Raw genomic sequence first — 18,399 nt, 5'->3', positions numbered from 1 at the left:
AATAAAATTATATACTTTTTCTGGGAAAGGTCAAGTTATTTTCTACATTTTATACTAAATTATTCTCTTTTTACTTATTTTTAGCTAATTATTTACACAAATATACAAACCAATCAGATGCATTTCTGTAACTCTAAAATATATTTTTTTATAAGCCATACATTTTTGTACATAAAAAAGCCGTAGTACAACGTACTACGACCTTTGTGGCAGGGGCAGTAGGATTTGAACCCACAACCAATGGTTTTGGAGACCACTACTCTACCGTTGAGCCATACCCCTAAGACATTAAGTATTGTATCATGTGTTTATCATTTATGTCAACAATTTTATTATTTTAATTTTTAGTAATCATTCAAATCAATAAATTATTATAATAATCTTAACACCCCAATGCACCAAACAAACTTAACTAAATAGTAGTTTTTTTAAATACTTCTTGTTTAACTACTCATATTATTTTATAATAAAATATAATACTTTGATAGTCAAAATATTTTATTGTCGAATTTTTCGTGAAAGGATATATGTAAAATGAATTTTAATTCTCTTAAAATTGGAAATTTAGTTGCTCCTATTCCTATTATTCAAGGGGGTATGGGAATTGGTGTTTCATCTTCTAATTTAGCTGCTGCTGTTGCTAATGCTGGTGGAATTGGAATCATCTCTGCTGCACAACTTGGTTATAATGAAGATGACTTTGAAAAGAACCCTTTAGAGGCGAATTTAAGGGCTTTAAAAAAACATATTACTATTGCTAAAGCTAAAGCAGTAAATGGCATTATAGGTATTAATGCTATGGTAGCAACTAATAATTATGAAGATCATATAAAAACTGCAATAGAAGCTGGAGTTGATTTAATAATCTCTGGTGCAGGACTTCCTACTATGTTACCTAAAATAGTAAAGAATTCCTCTGTAAAGATTGCACCAATAGTTTCTTCTTTAAAAGCAGCAAAAGTAATTTTGAAACTTTGGGATAGGCACGATAATGTAGCTCCAGATCTTGTTGTAATTGAGGGACCAAAAGCCGGCGGTCATTTGGGCTTTAAAGTTGAAGAGTTAGAAGATGAAAATTTAGATTTTGATAAATCTGTTGTAGATATAATAAATGAAACAAAGAAGTACGCTGAAAAGTATAATAAAGAAATTCCAGTAGTAGTTGCTGGCGGTGTTTTTGATGGATATGATATTGCTAAATATTTAAAATTAGGTGCTAGCGGCGTTCAAATGGCAACGAGATTTGTAGCAACTGAAGAATGTGATGCTTCGGATGAATTTAAAAATGCCTATGTTAATTGTAACAAAGATGATATTCAAATAGTAAAAAGTCCCGTTGGAATGCCAGGTAGAGCTATGAAGAATACATTTGTAAAAAGAACTAGCTCTGAGAGAGAGAAAATAACTCATTGTTATAATTGTTTAACACCTTGCAACCCTGCTAATACACCTTATTGTATAAGCAAAGCTTTAATAAATGCAGTAAAGGGTAACCTTGATGAAGGTCTCATATTCTGCGGTGAAAATGCAAGCAGAATAACAAAAATCACAACAGTGAAAGAGCTTATGGATGAATTAGTATCTGAAATTAAGAAAGCTTAAAAAAATAGACTATTTCAAAGAACTTCCTTATCACGAGGATATCTTTGAGATAGTCTATTTTATTTACAATAATATTATTTTAGCATTTCATCTATAAACTATACATTTTTGAAAGCTATTACTTCAACCTCGCATAATACTCCTTTAGGAAGCTCCTTTACGGCAACGCATGAACGCGCTGGATTACTAATAAAATACTTAGCATATACTTCATTAAAGTTAGCAAAATCACTCATATTTGCAATAAAGCAAGTAGTCTTAATTACATTTTCAAAATTAATATCATTAGCTTCTAATATAGCTGATATATTTTTCATTACTTGAGTTGCCTGCTCTTTTATATTACTTCCTACAACCTCACCAGTTGATGGATCCAACGGTATTTGTCCTGATGTAAATAATATATTTCCAAATCCTATTGCCTGAGAATATGGTCCAATTGCTGCTGGTGCCTTTTTTGTATTTGTTACTTCTAACATTTTATAATCCCTCCAAATCAAAATTAAGTTATATTAATTTACTTTTTATTAATACCATCATTATTTATATCTATTGATTTAAATTCATATCTCTAATAGGGAAAATTAAGTATTATAAATACGGATTTCCTTATGATCCTAATTCTTTGTTGTTGTAATCAAATTTTTTTATATAAAAAAATCGTAGTACAATGTACTACGATTTTTGTGGCAGGGGCAGTAGGATTTGAACCCACAACCAATGGTTTTGGAGACCACTACTCTACCGTTGAGCCATACCCCTAAGACAATAATCATTATATAACATATCTATAAAGAAAGCAACATATTTTTATAATTAATTATCGTGAAAATAAAACTACACTAAATATAAAATACTTTATATTTATATTCAAAATTTGCAAATTCTTTAGTGCAGTATATAATCACATCTAATAATAAAAAGATATATAACTCCAAAATAAGTAATTCTATTTTGCATTACTGGAATTTACGACTTCATTGGGTTTAGCCCATTTTGATAATTCTTTTATATTGTATAAAATCAAATCATCAAAAGACATATCTCCATAATATTTCCACAACTTTATAGTATTATAACCTGACAAATCTAATTTCGTTCCTTTTTCACCATCAACTATTATTATTATCTTTTTAGGATCTAAATTATTAATTTTTATGAACTCACTTAACTCATGATTATCAAGCTGAATAGTGTTTAAATTTAAAGACTTAGTTAAGTAATCAAAATCATTATTTAATGTAATAAATTTATATTCACTTAAGGATTTTATTTTCTCACTATATTCCTTTATGCTAGTATCAAAATTTTTGATAGCTTCATTATAATTTTCCTCATAATAATCTCTATTTTGAGGGTCTCTATCTTGAATAGCTGCCTTTACATTGTATAATGCTATTTTATACTCTTCTATACCTTCAAAATAGTAAGGATTTTCTTTAGTGTCATTATCATGCCCATAATTTAATAATTTTATGCCTCTAGCTAAATTTATTATCCCAAGGCTTCCTTTCTTCAATTCACTAATTAGTGAATCACTCCATGGTTCAAAAGATGTGCCAGAATATATAAATAAATCCATATTGGATATATTATTTAAAACATCTTCACTATATTTAAATTCACTAATATCTTTCTCATTAGTAAACATATACTCCGCATTATTCTTTTCCTTTATAATTTTTTTAACCATATAATATTGTGGTTTATTAACTATCATTATATTTAGATATTTATCTCTGCTTTCAGTTCTATTATTCTCAGTATTAGCTAATAAAGGATTTGAAAAAAAACTCATACCAAAAGACAATGCTATGGTTATTATCACCATGGCAAAGGTAATTTTCTTCAAAGACAAGTCACCTCCAAAATTTAACTGACTTCATTTATAACTTTCTTTTTAATATGTACTGTAATTAATTTCTTAAGTTAATTATTAATTAACATTTATTAGGTTAAACATAAAATAATTCACTTTATATATATTGAGTTACATATGTTACCTCAGTAATTACTCTGTTAATTAAATTTTAGCATATACCTATTCTTATTATACCAACTAATTTAAAATAAATATATACAAATTTATTACATTTTTTTGAATGCTTATTTCCTGTTTTATATAATTAAATTAGTTAATACATTATTAATTTGCTTTTATGCAATTTTGAGATAAAATAAAAAGATGAGAGTTTTTAGATTTAACAATTATTAGGTTCTATACATAATAACTATATGTAAGTTATTGATATAAAATTCTAATTAATAAGAATTAATTCTCACTTAAAGGAGGCACTTCATGGAATTTGAAATTTATAATGTAGATGATACTGCTAAATTAGGAATAAATTTAGGCAAATTATTAAATGCCGGTGATATAATCTGCTTAACTGGTGATTTAGGTGTAGGTAAGACTCATATTACAAAGGGCATAGCTAAAGGATTAGGCATTAACGATAATATTACTAGTCCAACATTTACTATAGTGAACGAATATGATAGCGGTCGATTAAAGCTCAATCATTTCGATGTTTATAGAGTAAGTGATCCTGATGAAATATATGCAATTGGATTTGATGATTATATATTTTCAGATGCAGTATCAATAATAGAGTGGGCAAATTATATAGAAGAAATTCTACCAAATGATTTACTTCATATAGATATAAAGAAAGATTACAGCAAAGGCGAAGATTATAGAAAAATCACGCTAAATGCTTATGGAAAAAGATATGATTATATAAAGGAGTTGAAAATATGATTATTCTTGCCGTAGATTCATCTTCTAAAGTGGCAACTGCTGCTTTGATGAAAGATGATAAACTACTTGGAGAAATTACATTAAACGATAAGAAAGAACACTCTATAATACTAATGTCTATAATTCAAGAGTTGCTAAACAATAACAACTTAAGTATTGATGATATTGATGGCTATGTTATTTCGAAGGGTCCCGGTTCATTTACTGGACTTAGAATAGGCATGGCAACAATAAAAGGTCTTAGCTTGGGAAGTAACAAGCCTTACATTAGTGTTTCTAGTTTAGATGCACTTGCATTTAGCGTATCTAATTTCGATGGTATAATATGCCCTATAATGGATGCTTTAAGAAATAGTGTTTATACTTCACTATATAAAGGAGAATATACTTGCTGCAGTAACAATAATGCTTCAAATTTACCTATAAAATTGGAACGTCTATTAGATTATTCAGCATTGGATATTGATGAACTTATAGAAATAATTAAATCCAAAAATGAAAAAGTTATTTTTATAGGCGATGGTGTTGATAAATATAAAGATTATTTGATTGATAATTGTCCAAATTCATATTTTCCTCCTAATCACCTTAATTTAATTCGTGCCTCTTCATTAGGTGAAATAGGCAGTGCACTATTAAAGAACGGAGAATATGACGATCCAAATTCTGCTCCGGTTTATCTCAAAAAATCTCAGGCTGAAAGAGAATACGAGCAAAGGATGAGATTATAGTGAATATAGCTATAAATTTAATGAAAGAAGAAGATATAGATGAAATTTTAGATATAAGCTCGTTGAGCTTTTCTATATGCTGGAGCAAAAATTCTTATATGCAGGAACTAACCAATCCTGTTGCTAAATATTTTGTTGCTAAAGTTGATAATAAAGTTGTAGGATTTGCTGGAACATGGATAGTATTGGATGAGGCTCATATAACAAACATAGCAACACATCCAAACTATCGAAAACAAGGAATAGCCTCTAAAATCCTAGAAGAATTACTATCTTATTGTAAATCTCAAGGGTGTGTAGCATATACTCTCGAAGTTAGAAAAAGTAATGCCGCTGCCAAAGCCCTTTATGAAAAATATAACTTTAAACAAGAGGGAATTCGAAAAGGGTACTATGAAGATAACAAGGAAGATGCTATTTTAATGTGGTTAAAGGAGTAATATCTCAATTACAAATTTCTGTGCTTAGGTAAACATATCAAAGAGACAATTCATGCAATCATTATGTTCAAATTGCATAAATTGTCTCTTTACACTTATCATCAATTTATATGCAGCAAAAAACTACCTCTAATAATTGATTTACTTATATTCTATATCAATTCAATTTCATTACTTTCTAACACATCTATAATTGGTTGATTAGGCTTTTCATCCGTTATTATAGCATTTATATCATCAATCATTGCAAATTTATAATTACCATCTACAAAAAATTTCTTGTTCTCCATAACTAAAAATGTCTTTTTACTCGATTGTATTATTGTGGCCTTAGTAATTCCATCCTCAATTTCAAAAGTAGTTATACTTTTATCAAAGGCATCAATTCCACAACTTCCTATAAAAGATTTATCAAATTTATATTTTTTAATAAAATCATTAGTTGAAGATCCAATAAAACCATTAAGAGATTTATTTAAAACTCCAGATGCAACTACAACAGTAATATTATTGGCTGCCTTTGCTAAAATATTTGCTATCTCCAACATATTGGTTACTACAGTTATTCTTTTTTGAGTTGTTAAAATAGATTTAGCTATAAGAATATTAATTGTTGATAAATCTAAAAATATAGTTTCCCTATCTTGTATTAGTTCTAAGGCTTTCTTAGCGATTATGCTTTTAGTTGAAATATCTATCTTCTCTCTTTCTGAAATGTCATACAACTGCGATGATTCCCTTATTTGAATCGCACCTCCATACGTCCTTTTCAGCTTTCCTGCATGCTCCAGTTGTTTTAAATCTTTTCTAATACAATCTTCTGTCACATTAAACTTTTTGCTTAAATCCTTAACTTTAACTTTTCCATATGTATTTAGAATATTTAATATTTCGTTTAGTCTCTCTTCTGTAAACATATCTATGCATTCTCCCATTTTTTATTATTTAGGACCTTGTGGTAAATAATTAATCTAAATATATTATAAGGGACTTTCAAAATATAATAAAATTATTTTGATAGCCCCTTATATCTATTGTTTTTAAATATTTTATTCTTATTTATAAATTTTCTAAAATAATTATATAGTCAAATTTAAATTAAAACAATATCTACTATTGTTCTTTTTCAAAATCTGATTTTGGAACTCCACATAATGGGCAAACCCAATCGTCTGGGATATCTTCAAATTTTGTTCCTGGTGCAACTCCATTATCTGGATCACCTGCTGCCTCATCATAAATATAACCACATACTGTACAAATATATTTTTCCATAAAAAAACCTCCCTTAGATTTGATAATTAAATATTAATAAATACATATCTTACTATATTAATTTATCATCTTGTAAAATATATATCAATTAAGCGCTTCTGCATTTATTGCGATGAGCTAATTAGAACGATCTTTAGTTTAAAAGTTTCTATAATTATATCATTTTTGTGACTTCTTGCAGAGTTAATAATTTAACTACTACCTCTCTCTATTATTACTTGTTATTCCTTATGATATACATTTAGCCATCTATCTTGTTGCATTTCACATACTATCATAAATTATTGTAATCTCATTTTTTTATATTCACTTGATCATTAAATATCTTTTTTAGTGTTTAAATATTTTCTATATATATAATAGCAAATAATTCATTATTAATCAATAATTATTATTAATTAATTTTAATTTTCTATCATATGAATTTATTTTATAACCTTTTGAACAATAAATATTAATACATATAAAAACTATAATATATCTATCTGTTTAACGTTAATTATTTATATATTATTATAACCATTATGCCAAATTAAATCTAAATTATAAAATTTAAAAGGAGAAAGCACTCGTCTTTATGTGAATAGTTGCTATTAAAATTTGATCTGATATTAAATGAGTAATCATCTTTAGCTTATTTAATAATCATGTTAAAAATCAATTTAATATTAATGTTTATATATAACATTAAATTTATATACCAACCAATATACAATAAAAAGCTGTAACAAAATTCGAATTATTTTGTTACAGCTTTTTCTGCTTATATTATTTTAAAATTATACAATTTTTGTCTTATTTTCTGGACTGCCAAAGTTTGGTTCAACCTTAAAAATTGAAACAGATACTTTTTTGTATAGAATATATGTTAATACCGACACCATAACCGCCTTTACTCCATTGAAAGCTAGTAATGCCCAAACATAATTCTGTAACATATCCGCTGGCATCTTCATCCCATAAGCTGGCAATAATAAATATATGTTACCCACGATTCCCATTGCCTCCATTGCAATTCCACCTATTATCATTCCTAATATTGCATTTTTCTTATTCTTATTTCTATAGTAGATAAATGATGCTGGTAAAATTAATGCTGCTCCAAACAAGAAGTTTGCTGTCTCTCCAACAAAACCTGTTTGACTTCCTCTGATTAATGGAACCAAAAGATTTTTTATTAATTCTATTATCACCCCTGCTACAGGACCAAATCCAAAAGCACCCAACAATGCTGGTACATCACTTAGATCTATCTTAAGCCATGGAAACGCAGGTATTATTGGAAAATCAAAATACATAAGTATAATTGCAATTGCTGATAATAAAGAGATTTTGATTAATTTACTTGTTTTTTCATTCATATTCTTTGCCTCCCAAAAGATTATCTTCTTGGTGTAGCTTATTAGGAATTTAGTGCCAAAGTATTCTTAGTACATTAGTTACTCCTGAACTATTTGCAATACTTAATAAAAAAAACAAAAAGCCCTGATGTAAAATACATCAGGGCATACATTCAGCAAGTAATAATAAATCAACTTTCAATTCCTAATAGGTTACCTTCTTTCATCCAGACTATACTGTCGGCCTCGGAGTTACACCGAATCTGCTTTCTTAAAAGCTCGCGGGCTATACCGCCGGTAGGGATTTACACCCTGCCCTGAAGATATATATTTTATTTTCTTTATTATATAACTTTAATCAATACTTTGCAACATCTATTTGAGCACTTTTTACATTTCTAAATTTTTAATAAAAAAAGAGTAAGATTTCTATATCTCACCCTCACCGCAAAATAATTATAATAAAAATTTAACCGTTTTATTATAATTATATTATTCTCCTATAAGCTTATCGGTTTTTAATATATGCTCTGTTAACCAATCATTTAAAAAATTCAAAAGTTTTATTAAACTTTCATCTTGATTTTCATCAATATTTTTATAATCGATTTCTTCAAGACTTTTAATAAATTTATCATGCTCAATCTTTTGAGTAAAGAGTCTTTTATAGTTTATACTTTTCATATATTCTTCTTCTGATTTAAAATGAAAAATTGTATAATCCTTCAGTTCGTCCATAATATGTATTATCTTATCATACTTATCAATTGCAAATTCATCTTTTAACAGCGTATAAGCTTGATCTGCTAATTCAAAAAGCTTTTTGTGTTGCTCATCAATCTGATCAATTCCGATTTTGTATTCTTCCTTCATTTCATACATGTATAATACCTTCTTTCTACTCATTATTTTAATCATACTCGGTTCATTTTTTATTAATATATCATTTTTTTAATATAAAGTCACTACACTTAGCCTTTTATTCAATAGATAAATTTCTAAATATAAATTGCAAATTGATATTATTTAACCCTACATTTTAAATAATATTAATAGTATCTGTTGCTTTCTAAAACAATCTGCCTTTTAACATAACTATTTTATAAATAGCTCAGAAAATCATTAATAAAAAAAAGATTTAAAGCACTTAATCAATAAAATTAAGTGCTTTAAATCTTTACTGAAAATTATAAATTTTTAACTTTACTTATAACATCTGCGCAATATTCTTTTACACCTGTAACACCGTTGCTTTTATAAACTTTATTTAAATCACTACCTATACCGCTACAATCTGCTCCTGCTTGTATCCATTCACTTATATTATCTTTGTTTACTCCTCCAGTAGGCATAACGCTAAGGTCTGGGAATATTGATTTTGCTGCCCCTATAAATGCCTTTCCAACAACATTGCCTGGGAATACTTTGATAAATCTTAAACCTAATTTGTAAGCCTTATTTAACTCTGACATTGTCATTAATCCTGGAATTATTAATGCTTTTCTTTGATTTGCATAAGCAATTACATCTTCATCTATACAAGGAGAAACAATAAAATCAGAATTATTTTCGATACATGCATCTACAGCATCTTTTGTTAACACAGTTCCTGCACCAACACAAGCATTTTTATATTCTTCTTTCAATTCTTTTATTAACTTTGGCGCATTTGGCACACTCATAGTTACCTCTATAATTTTCATTCCGCCTTCGATTGCTGCTATACTTATTTCTTTTGCTTCTTCATATGTTTTAGTTCTAATAACAGCTACTGCCTTTTCTTCTTTTAATGTATTATAAATTTTTTCAAACATTATTTATTACACCTCATCTTTAATTTATTTTATTTAAAATTAATCTACATCATTCATAAAATACTTTATTAAATACAAATATATATTTCTTAACGTTCTATTTTCTTTGCTTGTCCTAAATGTACTAAAACATCATCATAGTAAGGTAGTCCCTCATTATCGCCTTCGACACCTACAACTAATGATCCAACTGCATTTGCAAATCTAACACAATCTTCTAGTGACTTACCTTTTAATAAGGCCGTTAAAAATCCTGCTGCAAATCCATCTCCTGCACCTACTGTATCAACTAAAGCTTTTGGCTTAATAGCTTCAATATCATAAATATTTTTACCATCTGAACCTATAGCTCCCTTGGCTCCTTTTTTAACTATCACTTTTTCTATTCCTTTGTTATGGAAAACTTTTATTGCTTCTTCTATATTTGTATCTCCCAATAATATCTCTATTTCTTCATCACCTATTAAAAGAATATCAACATAAGGTAAAAGTTTTTCTATATAGTCTTTTGCTTCTTCCTTAGTCCACATCTTTAATCTAATATTTGGGTCAAATGATATTATAAGATTATTCTTTTTAGCTAATTTTACTGCTTCTAATATAACTTCTCTATTATTTTCAGTTATTGAAGGAAAAACTCCTGTAATATGAAGAACTTTTGCATTTTTTATATATTCTTCATTCAATTTCTTTGCATCCATTGTACTAGTTGGAGATTTTTCTCTATAATAAAATGATCTACTTGATCCATCAGATAAAACTTCTCTAAAATATACTGAAGTTGGATATCCATCAACAAGTTGTACCTCTGATGTATCTATCCCCTCACCTCTTACAATCTTTAGTATATATTTTCCGAAATCATCATTTCCCAATCTACTTATCCATCCAGATTTTAACCCTAATCTTGCACATCCCATTGCAACATTTAATTCTGCTCCACCTACTTTTCTTTTGAATGTGTCACAAAATATTATTGGTCCCTTTTCTTGAGGGCACATTGCAATCATTGCATCTCCTATAGTAATTACGTCCATAAATAAATACACCACTTTCACTATATATTTGTTTTTAACCTTACCAAATAAGTTAGAGATAGATTTCTATATTCATACTTTTGATAAGGCCATTTTTAAATTTTAGTCAATATTTATATATAATTTTGAATACTGATTATCTTACTAACCATCCTCCATCAACTGCTAGAATATGACCATTAACATAATCAGATGCTCTGCTTGCTAAAAACACTACCGCTCCCATTAAGTCAGATGGTTCTGCCCATCTATCTGCTGGTATTCTTCCCTGTATTTCTGCATTTCTTTCTTTATCTGCCCTTATTGGTTCAGTATTTGCTGTCTTTATGTATCCAGGTGCTATCGCATTTATTTGAATATTTTTACTCGCTAATTCATTAGCAAATGCCTTTGTTATACCTGCAACTCCATGTTTACTTGCTGTATATGGAGGCACGAACTTTCCACCCTGAAATGATAACATAGACGCTATATTTATTATTTTACCAGATCCTTGTTTAACCATTATTTTAGCAACTTCTTGGCTTAAGAAATATACAGCATTTAAATTAATATCCATAACTGCGTTCCAGTCTTCTTCTTTATAATCAAGAAGAGGTGTTCTTCTTATGGTTCCAGCGTTATTTACTAATATATCTACCTTCCCATAAAATTTCATCGCAGAATCAATCACATCTTTCCTTCCTTCTTTTTGTGTTAAATCTGCTTTCACGAATACCGCTTTTCTACCTTCTTTTTCTATCAATTCTCGTGTATCATCCCAATTATCACCGTGGGTAGAAATAACTAAATCTGCTCCTGCCTTAGCTAATGCAACTGCATATCCTTGTCCAAGACCTGTATTTCCTCCAGTAACTATTGCCACTTTTCCATCTAATCTAAAAAAGTCCATTGAAAACTGATTCAAAATGTTTTCCATTATCTATTCTCTCCTTTCCATATAAATATTTCCATCCTTACATGTATTATTAAATTTTTTCAATACACGCCATCGTTCCGTATTGTGGAACTCCGTTTCATTTATTATCTTAATTCTAATATCATCACTTACAATTGTCAATGATACTGGTATAAAAATAAAATTTTTAACTTTTTATTTGTTAAAATTAAAATTAAACATTACAATGTAGTATAAAGATAAAACTATTTAGGAGGATTTTATATGTCAGAGGATTTAAGCAATCCAAACTTAGTTCAATCGGTGGAACGTGCTCTTGATATACTTGATTGCTTAGCCGAATATCCAAAAGGATGTGGAATTGCTGAATTGTCAAAAAATTTAGGTTTAAGCAAGAGTACCATACATAGAATAATTACAACTTTAAAATATAAAGAATATGTTACGCAAAATGCAGAAAACGATAAATATCAATTAGGAATTAAGCTTCTTAACTTATCTTCTTCTATAACAAATAGTATGGATTTAATAAATGTCGCTAGGCCTCATATATATGACTTTGCTAATAAGTTTGATGAAGTCATACATCTTTGTATTCCTGACGAGTCATTTACTAACATAATTTATGTAGATAAGGTATCTTCCGAAAATACTAGTAGAAATATAGTAATGTCTTCTAGTATAGGAAAAAAAGCGCCTATTTATTGTACTGCTTCTGGTAAATTGATATTATCTCAATATTCTGATGATAAAATAAGAGAATTATTAAAAGATACAGAATTCATAAAATATGCAGAGAACACAATAACTGATATAAATGTTCTTATAGAAGAAATTCATGTTATAAGAAAGAACCTATATGCATTAGACAATATCGAATACGATACGGGTGTTATATGCATAGCTGTTCCTATTTTTGATAGAACCAATAAAATTATTGCTGCAACCAGTCTCTCATCCGTAACACTCTTTAATACTATGGATGATTTACTAAAATACAAAGAGGAATTTATGAATGTCGCTAAAAATATTAGTAGACTTATGGGATATGCATATTATACAGATATAAAATAAATTTTTTAAATAAAAAACTAATAAATTTCAAATATAAAAAGGCTGGAATTGAAATAAATTACATACATTTGCTTAAGTTTATAAATAAACATTACACAAATATATGTAATTCATTTCTATTTCACATAAATTAAATAACATGAGTTAAACTTAAATTTTTTTATACTTATTATCTATGCTTATTCATCTCTAAAAAAAGAATTTTATGAAAGTTCTAAATAAAACGGCTGTAAAACATTTTCTTTATTTCTTGTTGATAACATATTTTATCAGTGCTTCTGCTACCCCATCTTCATCATTAGTTAAGGTTACATCATCAGCATGTCTCTTCACGTCTTCCGGAGCATTTCCCATCGCTATTCCAACTCCTGCATACTCTAACATATCAATGTCGTTATAATTGTCTCCCATTGCTATTATTTCTGATTTATCTATACCGAATTTCTTTTGTAGACAGGTGATTGCAGATGTTTTTGATGCTTTTATAGGCATAATTTCTAAGTATGTCGACTTTGAAGGATATATATTTAAATCATTACCATAAATATTTTCTTTTAAGAAGTTTATTTCCTTTGGATTAGACATACATAAAATCTTACTTGGTCCTACTCCTTCTCTTTTCCATTGTTCTATTAATTTATTAAAATCAATAATATTAGGAATGATGTTAGTTATTTCACTTTCTTGTTTAGCCCAATAATCTAATTTTTCTATATACCATTCATCATCCTTATATAAACTCATATGAATGTTATTTTCACTTGTTAACTTATATATTTTCTCAAAATTAGAAACATCAATTGCCTCACTAGCCAATACACTATTATCCTTATCTAAGATTAAAGCACCGCTATAGCATATAATTGGTTCCTCTATTCCAAGTTCTTCTTGAAGAAACCTTATTCCTTTTGGCATTCTAGCTGAAACTAAAATTACAGGTATTTTCTTATTATTTGCAACTTTATTTATAGTACTTTTCACCTTTTCAGTTACTTCATGATTTGAATTTAACAAGGTTCCATCAATATCTAAACATATCATTCCAAATTTATCCATAGACTCATCCCCTAACTATTTATAATAAAACGTCAAATTACTTATAATTGCTTATTGAATTCAATATTTATAAGCAAATAAAACTCAATTTTATTCTCCTAAATAACACTACTTAAATTAATATGTTTTCTTTATATAATCACTAGACTTTTAGGATTAATTTTAATATTATGCAATTCCATAATGTTACTAAAAGAAGAAACCGATATTGGATCAACAATAATAATATCTGCCCGATCTAGGTTTAATCCTTTATAAAAGGCATCTTTTTCATACTTTTGATGTTCGGCAAGTAAAATAACCTTCTTAGCTCTTTTCACAATCTCCCCTTTAATATAAGCATCTTCTTCATTTTCATAATAAATACCATTACCTTTTATAGCTCCAGCTCCTATAAATGCCGCCTCAAACTCAATTTTGCTCAAATACTCATCATAATTCCTTCTATAGAAAAAGCGATTTTTCTTGTTAAATTTTCCATCAATCAAGTTTACTACAATACCATTCTTTTCCGAAAGTATATTAAAATTATCTATGGAATGAGTAAATATGGTCGCTTTTTTATCTAAAGATCTTGAAAGAAATTCAACACTAGTAGAAACATCAAAAAAATACGTTTTATTGTTATGAATAAATTTCATTGCCTTTTCAACAATCTTAGTTTTTTCATTAACATTTAATTTCAACCTCTCCTTATATGAAAATATATTGTCTTTATTAAAATTTTCATACCCTTCTTTCCCAATCATAAAATCACCCCTCATAAGTAATTATAAGTACATTTAATTATTTTTTCAATACTTATAAGCACTTTAATCATCATTCACCTAAAATACCTTATATAATAATTATTTAAAGAACTGAAACTTTACTTGAAACAATGTTATTTATTTGTCGTAAGTAAAAAAAGCAAATCTCTACAAATAGTTTACTATTTATAAAGACTCGCTCACCTATATTATTAAATCATATTATTTTTTAAGTCATCTTTTATAATCCTTCTCAATTTTAAGAAGCTTTTCCTTTATATTAAGACCACCAGCATATCCGACCAATTTACCATTAGCACCAATTACTCTATGACAAGGTATTATAATTGGAATTGGATTTTTATTATTAGCCATACCAACAGCTCTCGCCGCTTTCTCATTACCTACTATTTGGGCAATTTCACCATAACTCCTTGTTTCTCCAAAAGGAATCTCTTGTAGAGCACTCCATACTTTTCTTTGGAACTCCGTCCCCTTAGGTGCTAATGGTAAATCAAAACAATTCCGCTCTCCTTCAAAAAACTCTTCCAATTGTTTTATAGCTTTCCGTAATAACTCTGTTTCATTTCCTTCAACATTAAGTTCATCTTTGTTTACAAAACAAATTTTTGTAATTGCTGCCCCATTTTCCACTATACTGATTTTCCCAATTTTAGTGTTATAGTAATATACATTTTCCATAATACTCTTCCTTTTCTCAATATTATTTTTTTATATTACAATTAGAATAGGTGCTTCTTCACTCCTATTTTGCAAAAATTCTTTAATTATATAGTGAGAAATCCTGCTTATGTCACTAACATACCTGAACATACTTTTCATCTCTATATAAAAACTAATATCTTTTGATCAGACTAGAAACTTTTTTACTTAATATATTACCATAAAATTAAATTCAAAATAACATAATTAATTTTATAAAAAATTAATTATGTTATTTTGAACTTATATACCTTAATAATATATCTTCTATGAATAAAACCATATCAGAATAATTTTTTTAATTATAATTCTTATATTAAAATTAGTAAAAATATAATATAAACATTTAAATTTCTACTAATTTTTTACTGCAAAAAATCGGATTTTTGTATTGTACAACCTATAACAATATAGTATAATTATTATAGAAAATACTTAAGACTATGGTAGTCTTAGCAGTGTTATATATTAACTATGTTTAATTTATTAATTGAATAAGATTTTAGCAAAGGAGCTAGAGAATATTAAAATAATTCTTTAGCTTTTTATTTTTTTAATATGAATTTTTTGCCATATATGAATTTATATGGCAAAAACTTCTATGTGGCAATTTCTTATTTCTTGTTGACAATTTATCATTTATACTCTAAAATTTTTTTTAAATTATTAATGTTTTTAATTAGTTAATATTAATTTAAATAAATGTTGTGTATTCTGAAAGGGGATCTTATTAATGAACAAAATCAATGAAATTTTTGCTTCAAATGTATTCAGCGATGCTGTAATGAAAGAACGTCTTCCTAAAGCTACTTATAAAGCTTTAAAAAAGACAATTGAAAAAGGAACTACTCTTGAACCAGATGTAGCAGATGTTGTTGCAGCTGCAATGAAAGATTGGGCTGTTGAAAAAGGTGCTACTCACTTTACTCACTGGTTCCAACCTATGACTGGAATTACTGCTGAAAAGCATGATTCTTTTATAAATCCAACTTCTGACGGAAAAGTTATATTAGAATTCTCAGGAAAAGAATTAATCAAAGGTGAACCAGATGCATCTTCATTCCCTTCAGGAGGACTTAGAGCTACTTTTGAAGCTAGAGGATATACTGCATGGGATTGTACTTCACCAGCATTCCTAAAAGATGGTTCTTTATGTATACCAACTGCATTCTGTTCTTATAACGGAGAAGCTTTAGATAAGAAAACTCCATTATTACGTTCAATGGAAGCTTTAAACAAACAAGCTCTACGTGTTTTAAAAGCATTAGGTAATACTACTACTAAAAGAGTAATTACAACTGTTGGTCCTGAACAAGAATACTTCCTAATCGATAAGTCAATGTATGATGCTCGTAAAGACCTTATCTTAACAGGAAGAACATTATTCGGAGCAAAACCTTCAAAGGGTCAAGAACTTGAAGATCATTACTTTGGAACAATCAAACAAAGAATTTCTGATTTCATGAAAGAAGTAGATGAAGAACTTTGGAAGCTTGGAATATTAGCTAAAACTAAGCATAACGAAGTTGCTCCTGCTCAACATGAGTTAGCTCCTATATTTAGCACAACAAATATATCGACTGACCATAACCAACTTACAATGGAAATAATGAAGAAAGTTGCTGCAAAACATGATTTATATTGCTTGCTTCATGAAAAACCATTCGCTGGCGTAAACGGATCAGGTAAGCATAATAACTGGTCAATGGGTACTGATGATGGAATGAATCTTCTTGAACCAGGTAAATCTCCACACGAAAATCAACAATTCCTTTTATTCCTTTGTGCTGTAATAAAAGCTGTTGATGAATATCCAAGCTTATTAAGAGTATCAGCTGCTAATGCTGGAAATGATCATAGATTAGGTGCTAACGAAGCTCCTCCTGCTATAATCTCTATCTTCTTAGGCGATCAATTAGAGGATGTATTAGAACAAATTGAAAAGGGTCCAGCTACAAGTTCTAAGTCTGCAAGTGAATTAACTATTGGAGTAAATACATTACCTCCACTTCCAAAGGATGCAACTGATAGAAACAGAACTTCTCCATTTGCGTTTACTGGAAATAAATTCGAATTTAGAATGGTTCCATCTTCTGCTTCAATTGCTGGATGTAACTTTGTATTAAATACTATAGTTGCTGAAACTTTATCTGAAATTGCAGATAAACTTGAAAAGGCTACTGATTTAGATGCTGAAATCCAAGCAATCTTAACTGATATTGTTAAGAACCATAAGAAAATTATATTTAATGGTAATGGATATTCAGATGAATGGGTTGCTGAAGCAGAAAGAAGAGGTCTTCCAAATATTCACTCAACTGTAGAAGCTGCTAAAGCTATGATAGATGAGAAGAATCAAGCTGTATTAGAAAAGCATGGAGTTTTAACTAGAGTAGAATCAACATCTCGTTATGAAATCACTTTAGAAAACTACAATAAAATTATAAATATTGAAGCTTTAACAACACTTGAAATGGCAAAACGTCAAATTATACCTGCTGTAATTCAATATACTACAAGTCTTGCTGAATCAATAAACACAATAAAGGCTACAGGTATAAATGTAGATATTTCAGTTCAAACTGAATCATTAACTGAAATTTCAACTTTATTAGCTTCATTAAATAAAAATGTTTCACTTCTTGAAAAAGCAGTTGAAAAGGCTGATAACTTCGAAGGTGATATATTCGATTTAGGAATGATGTACAGATATGAAGTATTTGAACAAATGAATACTTTAAGAGCTGATGCTGATAAGCTTGAAACTCTAGTAGACGAAGAGTTCTGGCCACTTCCAACTTATAGCGATATGTTATTCAACGTTTAATATAAAATCTTTATATAAAATGGAGCGATTCTTTTTAGAATCACTCCATTTTATATATTATTACTAAGTTAA

Annotated in this window: 18 protein-coding genes, 2 tRNA genes and 1 riboswitch; of the genes, 6 read left to right on the top strand and 14 right to left on the bottom strand. The window is 28.3% G+C overall.

What is annotated here, in order from left to right; genetic code table 11:
- Window positions 1-207: 207 nt before the first annotated feature.
- Window positions 208-282: transfer RNA gene (locus KEC93_RS02650), tRNA-Trp, on the bottom strand.
- Between the two features lie 252 nt (window positions 283-534).
- Between KEC93_RS02650 and KEC93_RS02645 the strand changes: the two genes are divergently transcribed.
- The gene (locus KEC93_RS02645; protein WP_017213011.1) at window positions 535-1,602 is read left to right on the top strand and encodes an NAD(P)H-dependent flavin oxidoreductase; all 1,068 of its coding nucleotides are present in this window, start codon (window positions 535-537) and stop codon (window positions 1,600-1,602) included.
- A gap of 98 nt (window positions 1,603-1,700) precedes the next feature.
- On the opposite strand, the gene KEC93_RS02640 is transcribed toward KEC93_RS02645, so the two are convergent.
- The 3 genes from KEC93_RS02640 to KEC93_RS02630 all read right to left on the bottom strand — a co-directional run bounded on the left by KEC93_RS02640 (window position 1,701) and on the right by KEC93_RS02630 (window position 3,454).
- Window positions 1,701-2,081 (bottom strand): RidA family protein, encoded by a 381-nt coding sequence (locus KEC93_RS02640; protein WP_077869000.1) that lies wholly within the window; start codon window positions 2,079-2,081, stop codon window positions 1,701-1,703.
- Between the two features lie 208 nt (window positions 2,082-2,289).
- Window positions 2,290-2,364 (bottom strand) — tRNA-Trp (locus KEC93_RS02635).
- Between the two features lie 187 nt (window positions 2,365-2,551).
- Window positions 2,552-3,454, bottom strand: coding sequence for a metal ABC transporter substrate-binding protein (locus KEC93_RS02630; protein WP_077869001.1), 903 nt, complete (start codon window positions 3,452-3,454; stop codon window positions 2,552-2,554).
- Window positions 3,455-3,901: 447 nt separating this feature from the next.
- Here KEC93_RS02630 and tsaE point away from each other — a divergent pair, with 447 nt between their 5' ends.
- The 3 genes from tsaE to rimI are packed head-to-tail and all read left to right on the top strand — an operon-like array spanning window position 3,902 to window position 5,534.
- On the top strand, window positions 3,902-4,363 hold the full coding sequence (gene tsaE / locus KEC93_RS02625) for a tRNA (adenosine(37)-N6)-threonylcarbamoyltransferase complex ATPase subunit type 1 TsaE (protein WP_011967818.1): 462 nt from the start codon (window positions 3,902-3,904) through the stop codon (window positions 4,361-4,363).
- Window positions 4,360-5,094: a tRNA (adenosine(37)-N6)-threonylcarbamoyltransferase complex dimerization subunit type 1 TsaB gene (gene tsaB / locus KEC93_RS02620; protein WP_077870048.1), complete on the top strand. Its 735-nt coding sequence runs from the start codon at window positions 4,360-4,362 to the stop codon at window positions 5,092-5,094. The genes tsaE and tsaB overlap by 4 nt, the downstream gene beginning before the upstream one ends.
- The gene (rimI, locus tag KEC93_RS02615) at window positions 5,094-5,534 is read left to right on the top strand and encodes a ribosomal protein S18-alanine N-acetyltransferase (protein ID WP_011967816.1); all 441 of its coding nucleotides are present in this window, start codon (window positions 5,094-5,096) and stop codon (window positions 5,532-5,534) included. Before tsaB ends, rimI begins: the two co-directional genes overlap by 1 nt.
- A gap of 152 nt (window positions 5,535-5,686) precedes the next feature.
- On the opposite strand, the gene KEC93_RS02610 is transcribed toward rimI, so the two are convergent.
- The 7 genes from KEC93_RS02610 to kduD all read right to left on the bottom strand — a co-directional run bounded on the left by KEC93_RS02610 (window position 5,687) and on the right by kduD (window position 11,919).
- Window positions 5,687-6,451 (bottom strand): DeoR/GlpR family DNA-binding transcription regulator, encoded by a 765-nt coding sequence (locus KEC93_RS02610; protein WP_011967815.1) that lies wholly within the window; start codon window positions 6,449-6,451, stop codon window positions 5,687-5,689.
- A 196-nt stretch (window positions 6,452-6,647) separates the two neighbouring features.
- Entirely contained in the window at window positions 6,648-6,809 is a 162-nt protein-coding gene (gene rd / locus KEC93_RS02605; RefSeq protein ID WP_023974876.1) for a rubredoxin, read from the bottom strand.
- A 779-nt stretch (window positions 6,810-7,588) separates the two neighbouring features.
- Window positions 7,589-8,170, bottom strand: a complete 582-nt coding sequence (locus KEC93_RS02600) for an ECF transporter S component (protein WP_011967813.1) — start codon at window positions 8,168-8,170, stop codon at window positions 7,589-7,591.
- 190 nt (window positions 8,171-8,360) lie between these two features.
- Window positions 8,361-8,478: riboswitch (FMN riboswitch) on the bottom strand.
- A gap of 163 nt (window positions 8,479-8,641) precedes the next feature.
- Complete coding sequence (locus KEC93_RS02595; RefSeq protein WP_011967812.1) at window positions 8,642-9,031, bottom strand: bacteriohemerythrin; 390 nt, start codon at window positions 9,029-9,031, stop codon at window positions 8,642-8,644.
- 305 nt (window positions 9,032-9,336) lie between these two features.
- Entirely contained in the window at window positions 9,337-9,963 is a 627-nt protein-coding gene (locus KEC93_RS02590) for a bifunctional 4-hydroxy-2-oxoglutarate aldolase/2-dehydro-3-deoxy-phosphogluconate aldolase (RefSeq protein ID WP_039773875.1), read from the bottom strand.
- A gap of 89 nt (window positions 9,964-10,052) precedes the next feature.
- Entirely contained in the window at window positions 10,053-11,000 is a 948-nt protein-coding gene (locus tag KEC93_RS02585) for a sugar kinase (protein WP_023974874.1), read from the bottom strand.
- Window positions 11,001-11,136: 136 nt separating this feature from the next.
- On the bottom strand, window positions 11,137-11,919 hold the full coding sequence (gene kduD / locus KEC93_RS02580; RefSeq protein ID WP_039773877.1) for a 2-dehydro-3-deoxy-D-gluconate 5-dehydrogenase KduD: 783 nt from the start codon (window positions 11,917-11,919) through the stop codon (window positions 11,137-11,139).
- A 243-nt stretch (window positions 11,920-12,162) separates the two neighbouring features.
- On the opposite strand from kduD, the gene KEC93_RS02575 reads away from it, so the two are divergent.
- Complete coding sequence (locus KEC93_RS02575; protein WP_039773878.1) at window positions 12,163-12,972, top strand: IclR family transcriptional regulator; 810 nt, start codon at window positions 12,163-12,165, stop codon at window positions 12,970-12,972.
- 243 nt (window positions 12,973-13,215) lie between these two features.
- On the opposite strand, the gene KEC93_RS02570 is transcribed toward KEC93_RS02575, so the two are convergent.
- The 3 genes from KEC93_RS02570 to KEC93_RS02560 all read right to left on the bottom strand — a co-directional run bounded on the left by KEC93_RS02570 (window position 13,216) and on the right by KEC93_RS02560 (window position 15,479).
- On the bottom strand, window positions 13,216-14,028 hold the full coding sequence (locus KEC93_RS02570) for a Cof-type HAD-IIB family hydrolase (RefSeq protein WP_023974872.1): 813 nt from the start codon (window positions 14,026-14,028) through the stop codon (window positions 13,216-13,218).
- A 131-nt stretch (window positions 14,029-14,159) separates the two neighbouring features.
- Entirely contained in the window at window positions 14,160-14,777 is a 618-nt protein-coding gene (locus tag KEC93_RS02565) for a sugar phosphate isomerase family (protein ID WP_023974871.1), read from the bottom strand.
- A gap of 234 nt (window positions 14,778-15,011) precedes the next feature.
- Entirely contained in the window at window positions 15,012-15,479 is a 468-nt protein-coding gene (locus KEC93_RS02560) for a methylated-DNA--[protein]-cysteine S-methyltransferase (RefSeq protein WP_023974870.1), read from the bottom strand.
- Window positions 15,480-16,233: 754 nt separating this feature from the next.
- On the opposite strand from KEC93_RS02560, the gene KEC93_RS02555 reads away from it, so the two are divergent.
- Window positions 16,234-18,327 carry a glutamine synthetase III family protein gene (locus tag KEC93_RS02555; RefSeq protein ID WP_023974869.1) on the top strand — a complete coding sequence of 698 codons (2,094 nt, stop codon included), beginning with the start codon at window positions 16,234-16,236 and terminating at the stop codon, window positions 18,325-18,327.
- Window positions 18,328-18,399: the final 72 nt, after the last annotated feature.

The sequence above is a fragment of the Clostridium beijerinckii genome (genome assembly GCF_018223745.1).
In the GTDB taxonomy this organism is placed as follows: domain Bacteria; phylum Bacillota; class Clostridia; order Clostridiales; family Clostridiaceae; genus Clostridium; species Clostridium beijerinckii.
Note: the sequence above shows the minus strand (reverse complement) of the source record. Positions and strands in the feature narration are given on the sequence as shown.

Coding starts and splice junctions, on each gene's coding strand:
- KEC93_RS02645 (WP_017213011.1), top strand. CDS start 535: ATGAATTTTAATTCTCTTAAAATTGGAAATTTAGTTGCTCCTATTCCT.
- KEC93_RS02640 (WP_077869000.1), bottom strand. CDS start 2,081: ATGTTAGAAGTAACAAATACAAAAAAGGCACCAGCAGCAATTGGACCA.
- tsaE (WP_011967818.1), top strand. CDS start 3,902: ATGGAATTTGAAATTTATAATGTAGATGATACTGCTAAATTAGGAATA.
- tsaB (WP_077870048.1), top strand. CDS start 4,360: ATGATTATTCTTGCCGTAGATTCATCTTCTAAAGTGGCAACTGCTGCT.
- KEC93_RS02610 (WP_011967815.1), bottom strand. CDS start 6,451: ATGTTTACAGAAGAGAGACTAAACGAAATATTAAATATTCTAAATACA.
- rd (WP_023974876.1), bottom strand. CDS start 6,809: ATGGAAAAATATATTTGTACAGTATGTGGTTATATTTATGATGAGGCA.
- KEC93_RS02600 (WP_011967813.1), bottom strand. CDS start 8,170: ATGAATGAAAAAACAAGTAAATTAATCAAAATCTCTTTATTATCAGCA.
- KEC93_RS02595 (WP_011967812.1), bottom strand. CDS start 9,031: ATGTATGAAATGAAGGAAGAATACAAAATCGGAATTGATCAGATTGAT.
- KEC93_RS02590 (WP_039773875.1), bottom strand. CDS start 9,963: ATGTTTGAAAAAATTTATAATACATTAAAAGAAGAAAAGGCAGTAGCT.
- KEC93_RS02585 (WP_023974874.1), bottom strand. CDS start 11,000: ATGGACGTAATTACTATAGGAGATGCAATGATTGCAATGTGCCCTCAA.
- kduD (WP_039773877.1), bottom strand. CDS start 11,919: ATGGAAAACATTTTGAATCAGTTTTCAATGGACTTTTTTAGATTAGAT.
- KEC93_RS02575 (WP_039773878.1), top strand. CDS start 12,163: ATGTCAGAGGATTTAAGCAATCCAAACTTAGTTCAATCGGTGGAACGT.
- KEC93_RS02570 (WP_023974872.1), bottom strand. CDS start 14,028: ATGGATAAATTTGGAATGATATGTTTAGATATTGATGGAACCTTGTTA.
- KEC93_RS02565 (WP_023974871.1), bottom strand. CDS start 14,777: ATGATTGGGAAAGAAGGGTATGAAAATTTTAATAAAGACAATATATTT.
- KEC93_RS02560 (WP_023974870.1), bottom strand. CDS start 15,479: ATGGAAAATGTATATTACTATAACACTAAAATTGGGAAAATCAGTATA.
- KEC93_RS02555 (WP_023974869.1), top strand. CDS start 16,234: ATGAACAAAATCAATGAAATTTTTGCTTCAAATGTATTCAGCGATGCT.